This window comes from Hydrobacter penzbergensis, assembly GCF_900106985.1.
GTDB classification, from domain to species: Bacteria; Bacteroidota; Bacteroidia; order Chitinophagales; family Chitinophagaceae; genus Sediminibacterium; species Sediminibacterium magnilacihabitans.
Genome location: NZ_FNNO01000001.1, coordinates 418,909 through 436,399, shown reverse-complemented (window position 1 = coordinate 436,399; position 17,491 = coordinate 418,909). Strand labels below are relative to the sequence as shown.

Genomic DNA, 17,491 nt, shown 5'->3' with positions numbered 1-17,491 from the left:
ATGTTATGATCAAAAATTATTTCAAAACAGCTTGGCGCAGCCTGATACGCAATAAAGCTTATGCAACAATTAACATTGCTGGGCTTTCCCTGGGAATCGCATGCAGTATTGTGATTTTTTCGATAGTTGCCCATCATTTGAGTTTTGAAAACTTCAACCACAACAAAGACAGGATATATCGTGTGGGTACTGAAGTGCGGGGTGAGCATACTTTTTATTCACATGGTTCACCCGCACCCTTGGCAAAAGCGATGCGTAATGATTATGCATTTGCGGAAAGGGCGGCAAGGGTTGAAGTGTTTTGGGGAATGCCTGTCAGTGTTGAATCATCAAATAATGACATAAAAAAGTTCAAAGAAAATAATGGTATTGCCATTACAACAGCAGACTTTTTCGACATATTTAATTTCCCATTGGCAGAGGGGGATATAAAAACCGCATTGAATGAACCTAATACAGCCGTCATTACCCAAAAATTGGCGAGGAAATATTTCGGGCATGAAGATGTAATAGGGAAAACGATCCGCATCAACAATACGGTGAATGCCAAAATAACAGGCATTCTTCGTGATATTCCTTTAAATACAGACAGGGTACAGGAAATTTATGTGAGCGATAAAAATTTAAAAGATTTCAGTGATTGGCAGGCAAAAGACGACAGTTGGGGGGGATTTACCAGTGAGTGTAATACTTTTCTTTTACTGAAACAAGGCGTTGCCGCGGATGCTGTTGAAAAAGTCTTCCCCCAGGTAATGGAAAAATACTATGCCAACAATAACAACAAGAATGTTTTCAAATTCCATCTTCAGCCATTAAAGGATATCCATTTCAATGCCGATTATGGTGGCTATGCAGATAAAAAGTACTTATGGGCAGCTGCATTCATCGGATTGTTTTTGATTGTTACTGCATGTGTCAATTTTATCAATCTTGCTACTGCGCAGGCCTCCAATAGAAGTAAAGAAATAGGTGTAAGGAAGGTATTGGGCGGTATGCGCATGCAGCTGTTCTGGCAATTTATTGCAGAAACAACCATCATTACATTGTTTGCAACATTGCTGGCAATGGGCTTCGCAAAGTTGAGTTTACCTTTTGTGAATACCCTTTTTAAAGTACAACTTGCCATCAACCCCTTCATGAATACCTGGCTATTGTTATTCCTTGTAGCGATTGTACTTGTTGTTGTGTTTCTGTCAGGGTCTTACCCAGGTTTGATATTATCGGGATTCAAGCCAGCAGTCGCGTTAAAAGGCAAATTGTCGCGGGAAAAGACTGCCGGCTTTTCGATGAGGAAAGTATTGGTCATTGTGCAATTTTCCATTTCCCAGATGCTGATCATCGGAACGATTGTGATCGCCTCACAGATGAATTTTTCTAAACACTCGGACCTGGGTTTTGATAAAGACAATATTGTAATGCTGCCGGTTCCTGTTCATGATAGTATTGGTCGGATCAAAATGAAATGGTTGATAAACAGGCTTAAAGAAATACCATCTGTAAAAGATGCTTCACTTTGCATGGAACCTCCCAGTTCCGATCATAGTAATACCAACGGCATCCGGTATGATAATGATAGCGAAGAAAGACCATGGTCGGTAAATCCTAAGCCCATTGATGAAAATTATCTTTCCCTGTTTAATTTGAAGTTGGTAGCTGGAAGGAATATCTATCCTTCTGACACCACCAACCAATATATAGTAAATGAAGTTGTTGTTCAAAAACTGGGCATGCGGTCTGCACAAGAAATCATCAATAAGAATATTTCGCTGAATGGCGTTACTGCGCCGGTTGTAGGCGTGGTGAAAAATTTTTATGACAAGTCTTTTCGGTTGAATATCAATCCGGTGGTTATGTTTCCTGCATTACATGGTGTGGAGCATTGTGCCGTAAAGATGAATGTGCAGGACGCCAGATCGGGCTTAACAACGATTGCAAAAGTCTGGAACGACATCTATCCGCAATATGTATATGAGCATGAGTTTTTAGATAAAAAACTGGATAAATATTATGAGTTTGATGATACGATCCTTAAGTTGATTGAGACATTTGCAGGCATAGCCATTCTCATTGGCTGCCTGGGTTTATACGGCCTGGTATCCTTCATGGCAGCACAAAAGACAAAAGAGATTGGGATACGTAAGGTATTGGGAGCAGGGGTAAGCAGCATTTTGTGGATGTTTGGTAAAGAGTTCAGCCGTCTCTTGTTTATTGCTTTTGTCATTGCAGCACCGATTGCCTGGTGGTTCATGAACAGGTACTTACAGGATTTTAAGTTCCGTATCGGGATTGGTATGGGCGTTTTCGTGTTGGCCATTGCAATTACGTTGCTTATTGCGTTTGCAACGGTTAGTTTTCGTTCGTTAAAGGCGGCCTGTGCCAACCCAGTGAAAAATTTGAGAACGGAGTAAATGCAATTTAAAAATCATTGTTGTCCGACTAAAATCGTAAAATAATGGATCAAACCCTTTACTGTGCTGGATTACATCGAATTTTCAACAAGGGCATACTCCCCTCGATTTTGCGACGGATGAGTTTTAGCTCGTATTCCTTATGCAATAAGAGTTACAGCCATTTTTGACCCATTTTTAGTCGGACAATAATGTTTAAAAATATGAAAATGAAGAAGAACATTTTATTAACTGTGATCATCTTTCTAGCTTCTGTCATTGCCACAAAAGCGCAAAAGGATTTTTGGAATAGCAAAGATGCCTACCTGGGTCAAAAACCACCAGGAAATGTGCCGGAAATTTTTGCAAAAGGACTGCTTGTTGATTCAGGCTTTGCATTTTGCAGGGTTGCGTTTAGTAATGATGGAAAAGAGTTTTATTACACCTTTGGAACGAGCTGGTTCAATAACACCAACGGCGGTGTGAACCGTTTGGTTTTTGACGGACGAAAATGGAGAAAGCCAGAATTAATTTGCAGCCGCTTGTCAAGCCCCACCTTTTCATTAGATGATAACAGCCTTTATTTTGGAGGAAGAGGAAGCGCTGTTTGGAAGGCTGATAGAATCAATAGTGGCTGGGGCCTGCCATACAAATATCTTGATATGTCATTTGGGTTGTACAATTTCATGCCAACTTTATCAGGAAATTTTTATGCAGGAAGTAATGGTGATCGCAGTAACAAAAGTGACTACAGTTCATATAACTTTTCAATACTGACAATCTCAGGTAAAGATACAGTTATCAGCAACCTCGGTGCGCCACTGAACAAGCCCGGGTTTAATGGCGATCTCTATATTGCCCCGGATGAAAGTTATATAATCATCAGTACTAACGAAACTCCCACATATGAGTGTGAGCTTTATATCAGTTTTAGAAAAAGAGATAAAACATGGGCTAATCCGGTAAGTCTCGGCGCTGCAATAAATACTGGTAAAGCACACAGGTTCGGGCAATATGTTTCCCCCGATGGAAAATATCTTTTTTATACATGGGGCACAAGTGAGAAAGATTGTAACGTTTATTGGGTTCGGTTTGATAAGTTAATGAAGGATTTAAAATCAAAAGCGCTTAATGAATGATCGTTAAGAAATGTTTAGTAAAAGGGTTAAAAATTGCAACCTAACACTGTGTTAGGTATGTATCCGAACAGCAACTGTTCGATTTCAGACGATTGTTGTTTTTAGTAATATTCAAACAATTGATTTTAAAATATTTATCTGTTGGTATAGGCGTTCATCACTTAGGGAATATCCAGGTATTGGGGATTAAAGTAATAGTAACAAACCCGGTTAAATCTTTGCGAACAGAATAAAACGATTAATTATTATGATACAACTAAAAGGAATTTACAAATGGGTAGAGAACAAGAGCGCCCGAACCTTCATTTTAAAAGATGTGAACCTGTCTGTAAAAGAAGGAGAATTCATTTCCATCATGGGGCCATCGGGATCGGGAAAATCAACCCTGCTCAACCTAATCGGCATGTTGGATGTGTTTGATGAAGGTGCTTATTCCTTTAATGGGCAACCTGTACATGAATTGAAAGAAAAACAACGGACAAATCTGTACAAACAGCATATCGGTTTCATATTCCAGGCTTACCACCTGATAGATGAGCTGACGGTGTATGAAAATATTGAGACACCGTTACTTTACCAGGATGTAAAACCATCGGAACGGAAGGCCAGGGTAGCAGACATGCTCGACCGTTTCCAGATCGTAGGGAAAAAAGACCTTTTCCCCGAACAACTTTCCGGCGGACAACAACAACTGGTAGGCATCGCACGCGCCCTGGTGGCCAGGCCGCAATTGTTGCTGGCCGATGAGCCTACCGGCAACCTCAACTCAAAACAGGGAGAAGAGATCATGCAACTGTTCAAACAATTGAACCAGGAAGAAGGCATCACCATCATACAGGTAACACATTCAGAAAAAAATGCCGGCTACGGATCGCGGATCATCCACCTGCTGGACGGAAGAATAGAGAAAAAAGACTAAGCAGTTAAAAATATATTGATGAAACAATTTCTGTTATTCATAGGCATCGCATCGATATGTGTGCCCGGATTATCACAACGCAGTTCCCTGACGCTCCGTCAATGCATTGAAACGGCCATCGTCAATAATGCCGATGTAAAGCAACAGGAGTTCCAGTTGCGAACGGCGGCCGTTAACCTGAACCAGGCGAAAGGCAACCTGGTACCACAACTCAACGGCAGCATCAACCACGCCCTCAACCAGGGAAGAAGTATCGACCCTTCCAATAACAGCTATATCAACCAACAGCTTACAACTGCCAATTATAGCCTGGGCAGCAGCGTTACCATTTTCAACGGATTCAAGCTGTTGAATACACTCAAACAAAACCAGTATGCGTACGATGCAGGTAAAATGGATTGGCAACAATCGAAAGACAAGCTCACGCTGGACATTATACTGGCCTATTTGCAGGTATTGAACAACGAAGACCTCATGGAACAGGCAACAAAGCAAGTATACCTTTCTGAGCAACAAGTAGCGCGGCTGGAAATACAGGACAAAGCCGGCGCCATCAAGCCTTCCGATCTGTACGATCTCAAAGGACAATTGGCCAGCGACCAGGTAACACTCATCAATACCCGAAACGCAAGGGACGCGGCAAAGCTTTCTTTAGCACAACTGATGAATATGCCGTTGGATACAAGCCTCAGTTTGGAACGCCTAGGCGCCGACCAGTTCGATTTATCGTATCGTGCTACTGCCGACAGCATCTATCAAACTGCTGTGTCGCATCTGGCTGCCATCAAATCGGTAGAGCTCAAAACCTTGCGTTCTGAAAAAGCGCTTCGTGCAGCAAAAGGAAATTTATTCCCCAGTCTTGCTATTGGTGGCGGCATCAATACCAATTATTCCAGCAACAGCAGGGACGCATTGAATAACAAGATTGCTTATGCCGATCAATTGAAAAATAATTACGGTACTTATGTAGGAGCCGGTATCAGCCTGCCCATCCTGAATAATTTCCGTTACAAGAACCAGGTGGCACAGGCAAAGATCGACTTGCAAAATGCCCGGTTTGTTGATGAAACAGCCAAAATACAATTGAGGCAACAGGTAGAAAGAGATCACCTGAACATGACTTCGGCAAAAGACCGGTACACTGTTTTAATGGAACAGGTAAAAGCGTATACGGAATCTTTCCGCGCTGCGGAAATACGCTTCGAACAAGGAGTAGGTACTTCGGTCGATTACCTGATTGCCAAGAACAACCTCGACCGGGCCAGGAGCAACCTGATCATCGCACGCTATGATTACCTGCTCCGGACCAAGATACTCGATTATTACCAGGGTAAGCCGTTGTGGTAAACGTTCATCTTTTTCCTTTCTTCCAGCAATCGTTGATGTGATCGTCTACCATGCCGGAAGCTTGCATAAATGCATAACAAATAGTAGAACCAACAAATTTAAACCCACGCTTGAGTAAATCTTTACTCATCGCGTCGGATATGGCTGTTTTGGCGGGTACATTACTCATGGAGCTTATCTGGTTTACAATGGGTTTGCCACCCACGAACTGCCAGATGTATTTGTCAAAACTGCCGAATGCTGTTTGTATAGCCAGGTAAGCTTGTGCATTGGTAACAAAAGCGTTCACCTTTAAACGGTTCCGTACAATCCCTTCGTTCAGCAGCAACTTTTCAATTTTCGCTGCATTGTATTTTGCCATTTTCTTTGCATCAAACCCGTCGAATGCTTTGCGGTAATTCTCCCGTTTAGATAAGATCGTATACCAACTCAATCCCGCCTGCGCTCCTTCGAGGCAAAGCAGTTCGAACAATTTTTGATCATCATGCAAAGGCGTTCCCCATTCTTCGTCGTGGTATTGTTTGTACAAGTCGTCTTTCTGGCACCAGCTACATCTTATTTTTTCTTTTGGCATGGATTGCTTGTTTTGTAGTAAAGATAGATTACATCTGAAAACTATATGTTAACATAGCTGAACAGGATGCCAATAATAGCGTGTTTTTTGCATTTAAGAACTAGCACAAAACACTGGATATTAATTACTTTGTGCGAACAAATGCTTCCATTATGAAACCTCACGACGCACTCAGAAGAAAATTATTAAAAGATACAGCCTGGGCTTCCGGATTAATGCTCATGTCGCCACTCATGGCAGGGGCCAGGTCTATCGAGTCTACCAACAAAGAAAAAGCCCTGAACATTGCACCCGGCCGGATCAAGTTTGGCGTTGTCAATATCAACCATGGCCATATTTATGGCATGGTGGAAGCTGTAACAAGAGGAGGTGGTGAGATGGTGGCTGTTTATGCAAAAGAGCCCGACCTGCTGAACAATTTCCATAAAAGATACCCCAATTGTAAAATCGCCAAAAGTGAACAGGAAATACTGGAAGATACTTCCATACAATTGGTACTGAGTTCCGGTATACCCGATCAACGGGCGCCGTTGGGCATCAGGGTCATGCAGCATGGCAAAGATTACCTGACAGATAAGCCGGGTGCCATCACACTGGAAGAATTTGCACAGGTGAAAAAAGTGCAGAAAGAAACCAAGCGCATCTACATGATCATGTACAGTGAGCGATTGGAAAACAAAGCCACGATGAAAGCCAGTGATTTGATCAAACAGGGTGCTATTGGAAAAGTGATTCAAACCGTTAACCTGGCGCCGCACCGGATGAGTATCAATTCCAGGCCCGATTGGTTTTTCGATAAGAAAAGATATGGCGGCATTCTCACCGATATTGGTTCACACCAGTTTGACCAGTATCTCTATTTCACCGGCACAACAAAAGCAGAAGTATTGTTGGCTCAAACAGGCAACGTGCATTACCCGCAATATCCCCATTTTGAAGATTTTGGCGATGTGATGCTCAGTGGTAATGGCGGTACAGGTTATATCAGGGTAGATTGGTTTACACCCGATGGTTTGGATACCTGGGGAGATGGCCGGTTGACCATATTGGGCACCGATGGTTACATTGAAGTGAGAAAAAATACAGATATCGCTTCGGGCAACAAAGGTGGGAATCACCTGTACCTGGTTAACCAGAAAGAAATGGTCCACATGGATTGTAACAAAGAATCACTTCCTTTTGGTCCTTTGTTTGTGGATGATATCATCAACAGAACAGAAACTGCCATGCCACAGGCAGATTGTTTTTTGGCTACCGAACTGGCGTTGATCGCTCAGAAAAAAGCCAGGCCCATGACGCTTAAAAAATAATTTGTTTTTAACCGTCATCCCGAGCGAGCGAAGCGAGTCGAGGGACCTGCTGAATATTCGGGCAGATCCCTCGGCTGCGCTCGGGATGACGATCAAATATTCATTATGAAAAAAGAAAAAAAAGGTGTTGGTAGAAGGGAGTTCCTCGGTAATACCATCAAAGCTTCTCTGGGAACTGCCCTGGCGGTGAACTTTCCCACGATTGTACCGGCCAGTGTATTCGGTAAAAATGCCCCGAGCAATATGATCAATGTAGGATCTATTGGTTGCGGCAGGATATCGATCACCCATGACATGAGCGGTATTGCAAGATATGCCGGCGCCAGGATCATGGCTGTTTGTGACCTGGATAAAAACCGTGCAAATGCAGGCCCCGCAGCTGTAAGAGCAAATTATGCAAGAGCGGCTGCATTCAACGGCGGACTGAAAGGCGATTGGGATATCAAAGTATATTATGATTATAAAGAGCTGCTGGCAAACAAGGACATCGATGCAGTGCACATCAGCTTACCCGACCACCAACATGCCATTGTAGGCGTGCATGCAGTGAATGCCGGCAAAGATGTGTATTTACAAAAGCCTGCTGCATTAACGATTGAAGAAGGCAGGATATTAAGCAATGCAGTAAAAAAGACCGGGCGCATTTTGCAAATGGGCAGCCAGCAACGATCCATCGATCCATGGCCTCAATTCAAAAAAGTATGCGAGCTCGTAAGGAACGGAAGGATCGGTGAATTGAAAACAGTAGAAGTAGGATTGCCGGGTGATCCTGGTGGTGGAAGCAGGGCATCTATGCCGGTACCTGCCAGCCTGGATTATGATGCATGGCTGGGCGCTACACCCGATGTGTATTATACGGAAGACAGGGTACATGCACAGGATTTTACCATGAAGGGCATTACAAGCCGGCCCGGATGGCTGCGCTGCGAACAGTTTGGCGCCGGCATGATAACCGGATGGGGCGCCCATCATATTGATACAGCGCATTGGGGAATGGGTATGGAATATTCAGGGCCTGTTGAGATCTGGGGCAAAGGATCATTTCCTACCGATGACCCCGCTTATAAAGGATTGTGGGATGTGCACGGGATATTCAGAACAGAAGCCTTGTATGCAAATGGTGTGCACATGATCGTTTCCAATGAACTGCCCAACGGCGTAAAATTCATTGGTACGGAAGGCTGGCTATGGACAACCCGTGGTAATTACCGTGTTACAGATTCCGACCCGGTTGCAGACAGCAGCGGCATCAAACCAATCGACGCCAGCAATCCTAAAATATTGCAATCGGTGATCGGTCCGAATGAAGTTCATTTATACGAAAGCTCCGAACAGCATATCAACTGGCTCGATTGCGTTAAATCAAGAAAACAGCCATCTGCACCTGTTGAAGTGGGCCATCGTTCCTGCAGCGCCTGCCTGTTGCACCATATTGCCATGAAGGTGAAAAGGAAGATTTATTGGGATCCCGTAAATGAGGTCTTTAAAAACAACGATAAGGAAGCAACGGCTATGTTATCACGTCCACGCAGAAAAAAATATGATTTTTAATTCCAGCTTTATCATGAAAAAAACATTCATCGCAATATTTTCTATTTCTTCCATGCTTTTATCCTGCACGATGCATCAAAGCAATAAGAGCAAACCCTATCACCTGATCACGCTCGACCCAGGACATTTCCATGCGGCATTGGTTCAGAAAACAATGTACGACCAGGTAGATTCAGTAGTTCAGGTATATGCACCCAGGGGTAACGACCTGGATTTGCACATCAAACGGATCGATGGCTATAATAACCGGAAAGACAATCCTACAGCATGGAAAGAAGAAGTCTATATCGGGAATGATTTTTTTGAGAAGATGATCAGTGAGAAGAAAGGGAATATTGTTGTGCTGGCGGGCAATAACGAAAAAAAATCCGATTATATCCTGCAGTCGCTGCAAAATGGCTTGCATGTTTTGGGCGATAAGCCAATGGCCATCAATAGCGAAGGCTTTGCGAAGATCCAGACCGCATTTGAAACAGCTAAGAAAAACCATTTACTGCTGTACGATATCATGACAGAGCGTTTTGAGATCACTACCATATTGCAGCGGGAGCTTTCCATGATCCCTGAAATCTTTGGCCAGTTACAGGAAGGTACAGCTACAGATCCTGCTGTGGTAAAAGAAAGCGTGCATTATTTGTATAAATATGTATCAGGCAATGTGCTCATAAGGCCCGAATGGTTTTTAGACGTAACCAAACAGGGCGAAGGCATTGCCGATGTAATGACGCACCTGGTTGACCTGGTGCAGTGGGAATGTTTTCCCGAAAAACCGATCGATTATAAAAATGATATCCATATCGGTGCAGCAAAACACTGGCCAACAGAACTTACGCTGAGCGAATTCAAAACGATCACGCAATCCAACGGCTTCCCCGCTTATTTAACTAAGAATGTGATCAAAGACTCCATACTCCAGTATTATTGTAATGGAGAGATCGATTACAAATTGAAAAACATACACGTTAAAACAACCGCTTTATGGAAATATAAAGCGCCGGAAGGAACAGGCGATACCTATTATTCCCTGATGAAAGGAACCAAAGCAACCTTGCTGATAGATCAGGGGCAGGCCGAACAATACAAGCCCACTTTATACATCAAGCCGGTGGCCAATACCAGCGAGTATGAAGCTGCTTTACAAGAGCAGTTCAAAAAAATACAACAGCAGCACCCCGGTGTAGAATTGAAAAAGATCAACGACGGCTGGCAGGTGGTCATCCCCGAAAAATACAAAGAAGGACATGAAGCGCATTTCGGCATGGTGTTCAAACAATTTTTAAATTACCTGCAGAACAACAACATGCCTGCATGGGAAGTGCCCAATATGCTGGCGAAATATTATACTACTACTCAGGCTTTGACAATGGCGCAACAGGCACAAAGCCATACAAAATAGCGTAAAAAGATATATGACCGCCAGGAGTTGATCTTCTGGTGGTCTTTTTTTACTATTGTCTACTGAAAATAGAAACCACGCAATTTTTCTCTTTTAAATAACGATTATGCTACTGAAATCATTTGTTTATCGAAACTTTTACATTGGCTTATTCATGCTATTGTGTTGCACTGCTCAAGCCCAGGGATTCCTGAAAGTGGACGGACAGAAAATTGTAAACGACAAAGACGAAAACGTTTTATTAAGAAGCATTGGTTTGGGCGGATGGATGATACAGGAAGGCTATATGCTTCGCCTGGAAGGGGAAGGTATGCAACACAAGATCAAAAGCAGGATTGAACAGTTGATCGGTAAGCAGGCAACGGATTCTTTTTATCATCGATGGAGAAAGAACCACATCAGCAGGGCAGAGGTAGATTCGCTGAAGGCATGGGGTTTTAATGCCATCAGGTTGCCCATGCATTTTAACCTGTTCACGCTGCCTGTTGATGAAGAACCGGTAAAGGGGCGACATACATGGCTGAAAGAAGGATTTCAACTTGTTGATAGTTTATTGTCATGGTGCAAAAAAGCGCATATTTATCTCATCCTGGATTTGCATGCTGCACCGGGCGGACAAGGGAATGACCTGAACATTGCTGACCGGGATGCTTCCAAACCCTCGTTATGGGAAAGCCGGGAGAACCAGCTAAAGACCATCGCCCTTTGGGAGAAAATTGCCCAACGCTATGCAAATGAACCGTGGATAGGCGGCTATGATTTGCTCAATGAACCCAACTGGGGTTTTTCTTTAAACCCCAAGGACCGCAATGGAATATGGGAACAGCATAATGAGCCGTTATGGAATTTTCTGAAAGAAGTTGCTACAGCTGTTCGTAAAGTAGATACCCGCCACTTGTTGATCATTGAAGGAAATGGTTGGGGCAATAATTATGCGGGACTGCCATCTATATGGGACAAAAACCTGTGCATGAGTTTTCACAAGTACTGGAATTACAACGACCAGCAATCGATTAAAAATATACTGGAGGCACGCCAACGGTACAATGTGCCGGTATGGCTTGGAGAAACGGGAGAGAATTCCAATGTATGGTTCCGGGAAGCTGTTGCTTTGCTGGAACAGAACAATATCGGCTGGAGTTGGTGGCCATTGAAGAAGATGGGAGTGAATAATCCATTGGAAGTAAAAGTTCCTGCCGATTACGGAAAGGTCTTAAGTTATTGGAACGGTAACGGGCCTAAGCCAACGAAAGCAGCAGCTAAGAAAGTATTTTTTCAACTGGCCGAGAATGTGAAGCTTAGAAATTGCCTGCTTCACAGGGATGTGCTCGATGCCCTGTTTCGTCAGGTGCATTCTTCAGAAACAATTCCTTTTACCAATCATAAGAAAAACAATTCAGGTTTGATCATCTATGCCACAGATTATGATTTAGGCCGGAGTGGCAGCGCTTACCTCGACATGGATTCAGCAGATTATCATATTTCCTCGGGAGGTTCCTGGCAGATATGGAACAAAGGGCGGGTGTACCGAAACGATGGCGTGGATATTGATGTAAACGATGACCCTTTGTCGAATGGCCATAAGGTTACTAAAATGGAAGATGGGGAATGGTTGAATTATACCTTCTATCTGACTGCACCGGCAACCTATTATATCCGGTTACGTTTGAGTGCTTCTGCACCTGATCAGAAAATGGCAATAAGTGTAAATGGAGAAGCGCCGCAGGCTATCAGTTTCAATCCAGTTGAGAACGAAAAACAAAAATGGCAAACAATAGAAATAGCGAAAAAGCAGTTGCCAAAGGGAAAAAATAGCATCCGCATCTATGCCAAAAGCAATCAAATGGAATTCGGGTTTATTCAACTAACCAAATTGTAATCAAAGAATAGACTCAAACGTGCTCACAATGCGTGTATAACCCACTTAACAAAAAATGGGATTACATTATGAGAAAAGAAGCATCCATACGGGGAATAACAATGGTATTTGATGAGGTTGGTGCCGGAGAAGCCATCCTGCTGATACATGGACAACCATTCAACAGAAGCATGTGGGATGACCAAAAAGAAATGCTGGCCAAAAATTACCGCCTGATTATTCCTGACTTGCGTGGATACGGTGAAACGGGACAAGGCAAAGACATCATTTTACTCGATGAACTTGCCCTGGATTTGTTGCATTTGCTGGACCACCTCTCTATCAAAAAGGCGGTAATAATTTCCCTTTCGATGGGCGGTCAAATAGCATTAGAAATGTACACATGGGCACCTGATCTGTTTAGCGCAATCATTTTTGCCAACACGGAAGCAAGGGCGGAAAACGAAGCTGGCTATCAAAACCGGATTGAACTTTCGAAAAGAATATTATCGGGAGGGATGGAGAAATTCACAAATGAAAGGATCAGGCATTTTATGTGCACGAATACTTTTACACATAAACCAGAGGTCGTAAGTAGGGTAGAAAAGATGATGAAAACAACGCCTGCAGCAGGTTCATCGGCAGTTCAAAGAGGGCGGGCAGAGCGCAGGGACTACACTCATTTGCTTGAAAAAATAGACTTCCCTGTATTGATCATTGTAGGGGATCAGGATGAATTTACTCCGTTAGAATCATCAGCCTATATACACCAAAGGATCAAAGGATCAACGCTGGCAATCATTCCTGACTGCGGACATATATCAAATATGGAACAGCCCGAGGCATTCAATAAAGTAATTTCAAAATTTCTGAGTGAACAGGTGAAATTTTAATGAGGCTTGTGCAGGCATGTTGTAACTTTTAGATTTTGTTGAAACCTTGTTGAAGCAAAAAGCCCGCAGAATGGTTATTCTACGGGCTTATAAATTGTGGTAAACTAACCTTGCGGACTGGACGGGGTCACAATCGAACCCCTAATACCTTTCCTAACCTTCTTAGATAGCCTTAAAATAGCTTAGCATGCCCTATTAAGCAAAATACAAGCATCTAAATATCAAACTTTTGCAGTAAAATCGCTATAACTCGATTTTAGTTTCACCTCTTGCAATCAAACTGTTTCACAATGCCTTAAGGTCAGTTCGGCAAAGCTGCTTTGCCGTCCATTTTTAATTTATTGAATGACAAAATAGGCAATGGCATTTTCTCTTTTGCGAGGTAGCCAAGCGGTATTTCTTCTGACGTTAAAATCAACGATACAATTTTGTAGGTTGCCGGGTCTTTCACTAACTTATTCAATGCATCAGGATGTGCCTTCATCCATTGGTCTCTTTCAATATGCTTTTTTATTTTAGCCTTTTTCTCCTGTCCCTCCCTGCCTAAATACAGATCCATTTCAACTTTCATTTCATGGATGTTTCGTGCTCCGACACTGTTTTTGCATTCAATGGAATAAATGATGTGGTTGCCGTGATCCATCGCCAGTACATCTATGTCACCATAATTTTTTTCTGCATTAATTGGTCCACCCGGCTGCATTTTCACTTCGTAGTCAATTACCTCTAAGTCGGTGTTTGTCTTCAACCAATCTTTTACTGCGTTTCTAAACGGAGCGCCTTTCTCAGATAGAACTTCAGCTATCCACGTTTTCATTTTTTCTGAATCGGTTTCAGGTAATTTTCCGGTGTATAATAAAAAAAGAAGATTGTCTATATACGCCATCAGATGCCGATAACCATAGAAATAATACGTATCGTTGTTTCCATCTACCCATTTTACTAAAGGTCTTCTCAAATAAGAAAGCTGGCGTGAATATCGCCAGGGAAAAATATCCTGTTGACGAAAACCTGCAGGCGGCACACCTAACGCCGGACGTTGCCGTAAGGTAAGTAGATTTAAGGTTGATTGAACTTCTTCTCCTGTTAAGCCGGGAATAGATGAAAGCAGTAAGTTTATGGCATCTGCTTCTTTGATTTTAAAGCAGGGATTTGCAACTTTAAAAGCTTCATTAATCAACGTTCCTACTATTTGCGACAATGTTGTAAGTGTGATGCCAAACTCGTCCAAAAAAGCTTCGTCCAAAGCTTTTGAATCTTCTGTTGGTTGTGCATCTTTCTTAAAAGAAGGAATGTAATTTTTTTCAAACTTTTCAATGTACTGAAAAACCTCGCCAGATGTTCTTGCTTGCGAATATGGTTGAAGGCTTTCTTTTTCAAAAGTTTTGTCAGTTCCAATTCTGCCGGACGGTAATAAACCCATTTCGGGTTCGTCAACGCCTAACCGCATTGCTTCGCTCATTGCTCCCCAGGTTGCAATTTGATTGGTTATTGCCAATAGTTCATCAATATCATCGAAGTTTGCCCACTTTTTACCGGCAGGAATGTTAGTTGCTACAAACTCGATTAGTGTTCTAAGCGCATGAGCGGTCGTGACAAGGTTTTCATTTTTATCCAAAAGCTCATCTACTTCTTTTTTGAAGTCGCTGAAACATGCGATTTTAGCAGGTATCAAAATTTCTCGGAACTCTTTTACCTGAACGCATTTTTCATTAGCACGAATTAGCCATTTAATTAATTCTTCTCCTTCAAACACTTTCAGCCTCTCATTTAAAACTCCCAAAAGAGCTGTTACAATATTATCGCACAGCTTTATCTTCTCATCCTTATTTGTTATGGTTGCTGGTATCGCATAGCCCGCAGGCAAATACTCCACCAGATTATCTAATATAAATGATACGTCTGTCTCCTGAATGTAACGAACAGACGGCAATCCTCTATCGTCCAAACGCACGTTACTGGAGGCATCGCTAAACAAAATCATTTTAGCCTGCGCAGGTTGCAATACCTTTTCTAAGATTTGATTAGCTTGTTCATTGCTTAGGTTTATTGCTCGTTTTGAAGCTGCGGTATATTGAATGATGCCGCTTAAAACTGCTTTCATTAATAATTTATCGGCTGAATTATCGGCAAGCCTTACAACGTATAAAAATTCGTAAGGAATATGCAGCCTGATTTTCGGCGCATCTATTTCAATTCTTATTTCAACGCTTTTGGCATCTACTTCTTTAATGGTGAATTCTTCTGCGGTTAAAAGACCTTCATCAAGAATAATTTCAATCTCGAACTGGACGAGTGTAAGCTCGTTGATTGGTTCGGCTAAATCTTGCTGCATTTTGTGTAACCAAAAAGCAACAGCTTCGCACAGATAATGCGCCCAAGTTGATTCGCTTGCTTTCTTTGATTGGTAATTGGTTATCCAAATGGGCATTTTATAGCTTTCTATTGCCAACCTAAAATCACGGTGCGCCTCTTTCATCTTATAAATGGGAGCATAATCCTTGTAACGGATTACTTTGACATAACCAATGGTGCGATTAATAAAGATGGAAACTGCATGTTCGTCTCTCTTTACCTGTACGGAACGCACAAAATCGTTGGAGCTGCCGGGAACAATCATCAACATTCCGCCCATGGGATTAGCTTCATCCGAATGCAATAAGCTGCCGTGATTTTTATTGTAAATCGAATAAGCATCAAGTGAGCCGCCCATTGACATGATACGTACTTTTTCATTGGTCTTGCTATAAGCTTTGGCGAACTTCCATAAGGTTAACGAATTCGCATTATCAGAGTAGGCAATCGCTTTTAATTCGCCATATCTAAACGTCATTGACTGATTACCCGTATCAGGTTTAGCCCATGAAAAGAAAGCATCGTGTCCACTTTCCGCAAGTACAAATAAGCTAAGTACATTAAACTCCTGTTTGGAAGTAAGCGATGCCAAATGTGCGATTACCTGTTTATTGCGTTGCTCAAACAAAGAGTCTGTTCCCGGATTATTCAGGTGCGCTAAGCTTGCAGTATGTATAAAACACAGATACCCAAACTTTTGATTATCGAACTGGAAAACCATTTCCTGAATGGGTAGTTTGAAACCATCGTCGGGAAGCTGAATGTCTGTTGCAACCCATTTCTGATTAACGAGTGCCATACATGCCTGGTCAAGCTGTTCTTCGTGCAGAAATTTTAGCAAATCATCATAGCAGTTGAAGTTCCTTGCTTGCGAATAAATAAAATCAACGATAGCATTTACCACCGTTGTAGGCATGTACAATACCACGTCGTCCCCGTCCTCAATCAAAGGCTTTAAAATAACAATGTTCTTGTCCGGGTCTTCTTCCTTTAATGCGGCGTCGCCTACATTCAGAATAAAGTTCTGCACGGCGCTGTAATCGTAGTTGTGCGCATTGCAAACCTTCTGTAAATATTCCTTGCTAAAGACGATTGCTCCAACTTGTTCTATAAAAGTATCGTATTCAGGAAAAACAATGTGGTCATCTCTTTCCTCATACATATATCTGGTATGCTGCAAATCCTTTGCAATACTGTTGCTCATGAATAATAAAATGCCCGCACCATCATTTACTCTTTTTTTAAAATCATCAGGCAGTTTATTTCCACGAATAAAAATGCATTCAAGCAATTGGTTTAATATGTCAGTTCCGTTAAGATAAATGCCGGGATAAACAACGTAGTTGCCTTCTGCATAAACAGCGTTGTCGGTAAAAGTGTTTGTAGGTTCGTCTAAAAGCTCTCCTTCATGGTAATGTCGGATGACTGCATTTAGCCTATCCCAAGTAGCAAACGGACGGTTATCTGCATTCTTTCTTTTCACCAGCACCTGCCTCATCATGCTCTCAAATTTTACATTCTGCCCGTGGTTAGCCGGTTGCAGTTGCAGTATTGCCAAAAGCTTTACAATGGGGATGGCGTTATAATCGTTCACCAACGTTTCAAACGGCGTAGCCTGCGGCAAAGCTGTATTTTCAGCCATCCCTTTCGTCTGTTCCTGTTCCCAATGACAGTGCTTGTATTTTTTCCCGCTACCACAAGGGCAAGGGTCGTTTCTTCCTACTTTGCTCATTGTTTATCAATTATTTGCACGCCTCCTTTA

General features: G+C 42.4%; 11 protein-coding genes. 9 read left to right on the top strand and 2 right to left on the bottom strand.

Features of this window, described 5'->3' with window-relative positions; all coding sequences use genetic code 11:
* The first annotated feature begins 5 nt into the window (after positions 1-5).
* The 4 genes from BLU98_RS02060 to BLU98_RS02045 all read left to right on the top strand — a co-directional run bounded on the left by BLU98_RS02060 (position 6) and on the right by BLU98_RS02045 (position 5,792).
* Positions 6-2,408: an ABC transporter permease gene (locus BLU98_RS02060; RefSeq protein ID WP_092721559.1), complete on the top strand. Its 2,403-nt coding sequence runs from the start codon at positions 6-8 to the stop codon at positions 2,406-2,408.
* 209 nt (positions 2,409-2,617) lie between these two features.
* Entirely contained in the window at positions 2,618-3,526 is a 909-nt protein-coding gene (locus tag BLU98_RS02055; RefSeq protein ID WP_092721558.1) for a PD40 domain-containing protein, read from the top strand.
* 247 nt (positions 3,527-3,773) lie between these two features.
* Complete coding sequence (locus BLU98_RS02050) at positions 3,774-4,445, top strand: ABC transporter ATP-binding protein (RefSeq protein ID WP_092721557.1); 672 nt, start codon at positions 3,774-3,776, stop codon at positions 4,443-4,445.
* An 18-nt stretch (positions 4,446-4,463) separates the two neighbouring features.
* The gene (locus tag BLU98_RS02045) at positions 4,464-5,792 is read left to right on the top strand and encodes a TolC family protein (RefSeq protein WP_092721556.1); all 1,329 of its coding nucleotides are present in this window, start codon (positions 4,464-4,466) and stop codon (positions 5,790-5,792) included.
* Positions 5,793-5,796: 4 nt separating this feature from the next.
* Here BLU98_RS02045 and BLU98_RS02040 read toward each other — a convergent pair whose 3' ends face one another.
* Entirely contained in the window at positions 5,797-6,366 is a 570-nt protein-coding gene (locus BLU98_RS02040; RefSeq protein ID WP_092721555.1) for a DNA-3-methyladenine glycosylase I, read from the bottom strand.
* A 152-nt stretch (positions 6,367-6,518) separates the two neighbouring features.
* Between BLU98_RS02040 and BLU98_RS02035 the strand changes: the two genes are divergently transcribed.
* The 5 genes from BLU98_RS02035 (at position 6,519) to BLU98_RS02015 (ending at position 13,374) form a co-directional block, all read left to right on the top strand.
* Positions 6,519-7,676: a Gfo/Idh/MocA family protein gene (locus BLU98_RS02035; protein WP_092721554.1), complete on the top strand. Its 1,158-nt coding sequence runs from the start codon at positions 6,519-6,521 to the stop codon at positions 7,674-7,676.
* Between the two features lie 105 nt (positions 7,677-7,781).
* Positions 7,782-9,227 (top strand): Gfo/Idh/MocA family protein, encoded by a 1,446-nt coding sequence (locus tag BLU98_RS02030; protein ID WP_092721553.1) that lies wholly within the window; start codon positions 7,782-7,784, stop codon positions 9,225-9,227.
* A gap of 13 nt (positions 9,228-9,240) precedes the next feature.
* A complete protein-coding gene (locus tag BLU98_RS02025) occupies positions 9,241-10,623 on the top strand; it encodes a putative oxidoreductase C-terminal domain-containing protein (protein WP_092721938.1) in 1,383 nt (460 codons plus the stop codon).
* A 106-nt stretch (positions 10,624-10,729) separates the two neighbouring features.
* On the top strand, positions 10,730-12,502 hold the full coding sequence (locus BLU98_RS02020) for a cellulase family glycosylhydrolase (protein ID WP_257574646.1): 1,773 nt from the start codon (positions 10,730-10,732) through the stop codon (positions 12,500-12,502).
* A gap of 68 nt (positions 12,503-12,570) precedes the next feature.
* On the top strand, positions 12,571-13,374 hold the full coding sequence (locus BLU98_RS02015; RefSeq protein WP_092721552.1) for an alpha/beta fold hydrolase: 804 nt from the start codon (positions 12,571-12,573) through the stop codon (positions 13,372-13,374).
* A 301-nt stretch (positions 13,375-13,675) separates the two neighbouring features.
* On the opposite strand, the gene BLU98_RS02010 is transcribed toward BLU98_RS02015, so the two are convergent.
* Positions 13,676-17,461 carry a YecA family protein gene (locus BLU98_RS02010; RefSeq protein WP_092721551.1) on the bottom strand — a complete coding sequence of 1,262 codons (3,786 nt, stop codon included), beginning with the start codon at positions 17,459-17,461 and terminating at the stop codon, positions 13,676-13,678.
* Positions 17,462-17,491 lie beyond the last annotated feature (30 nt).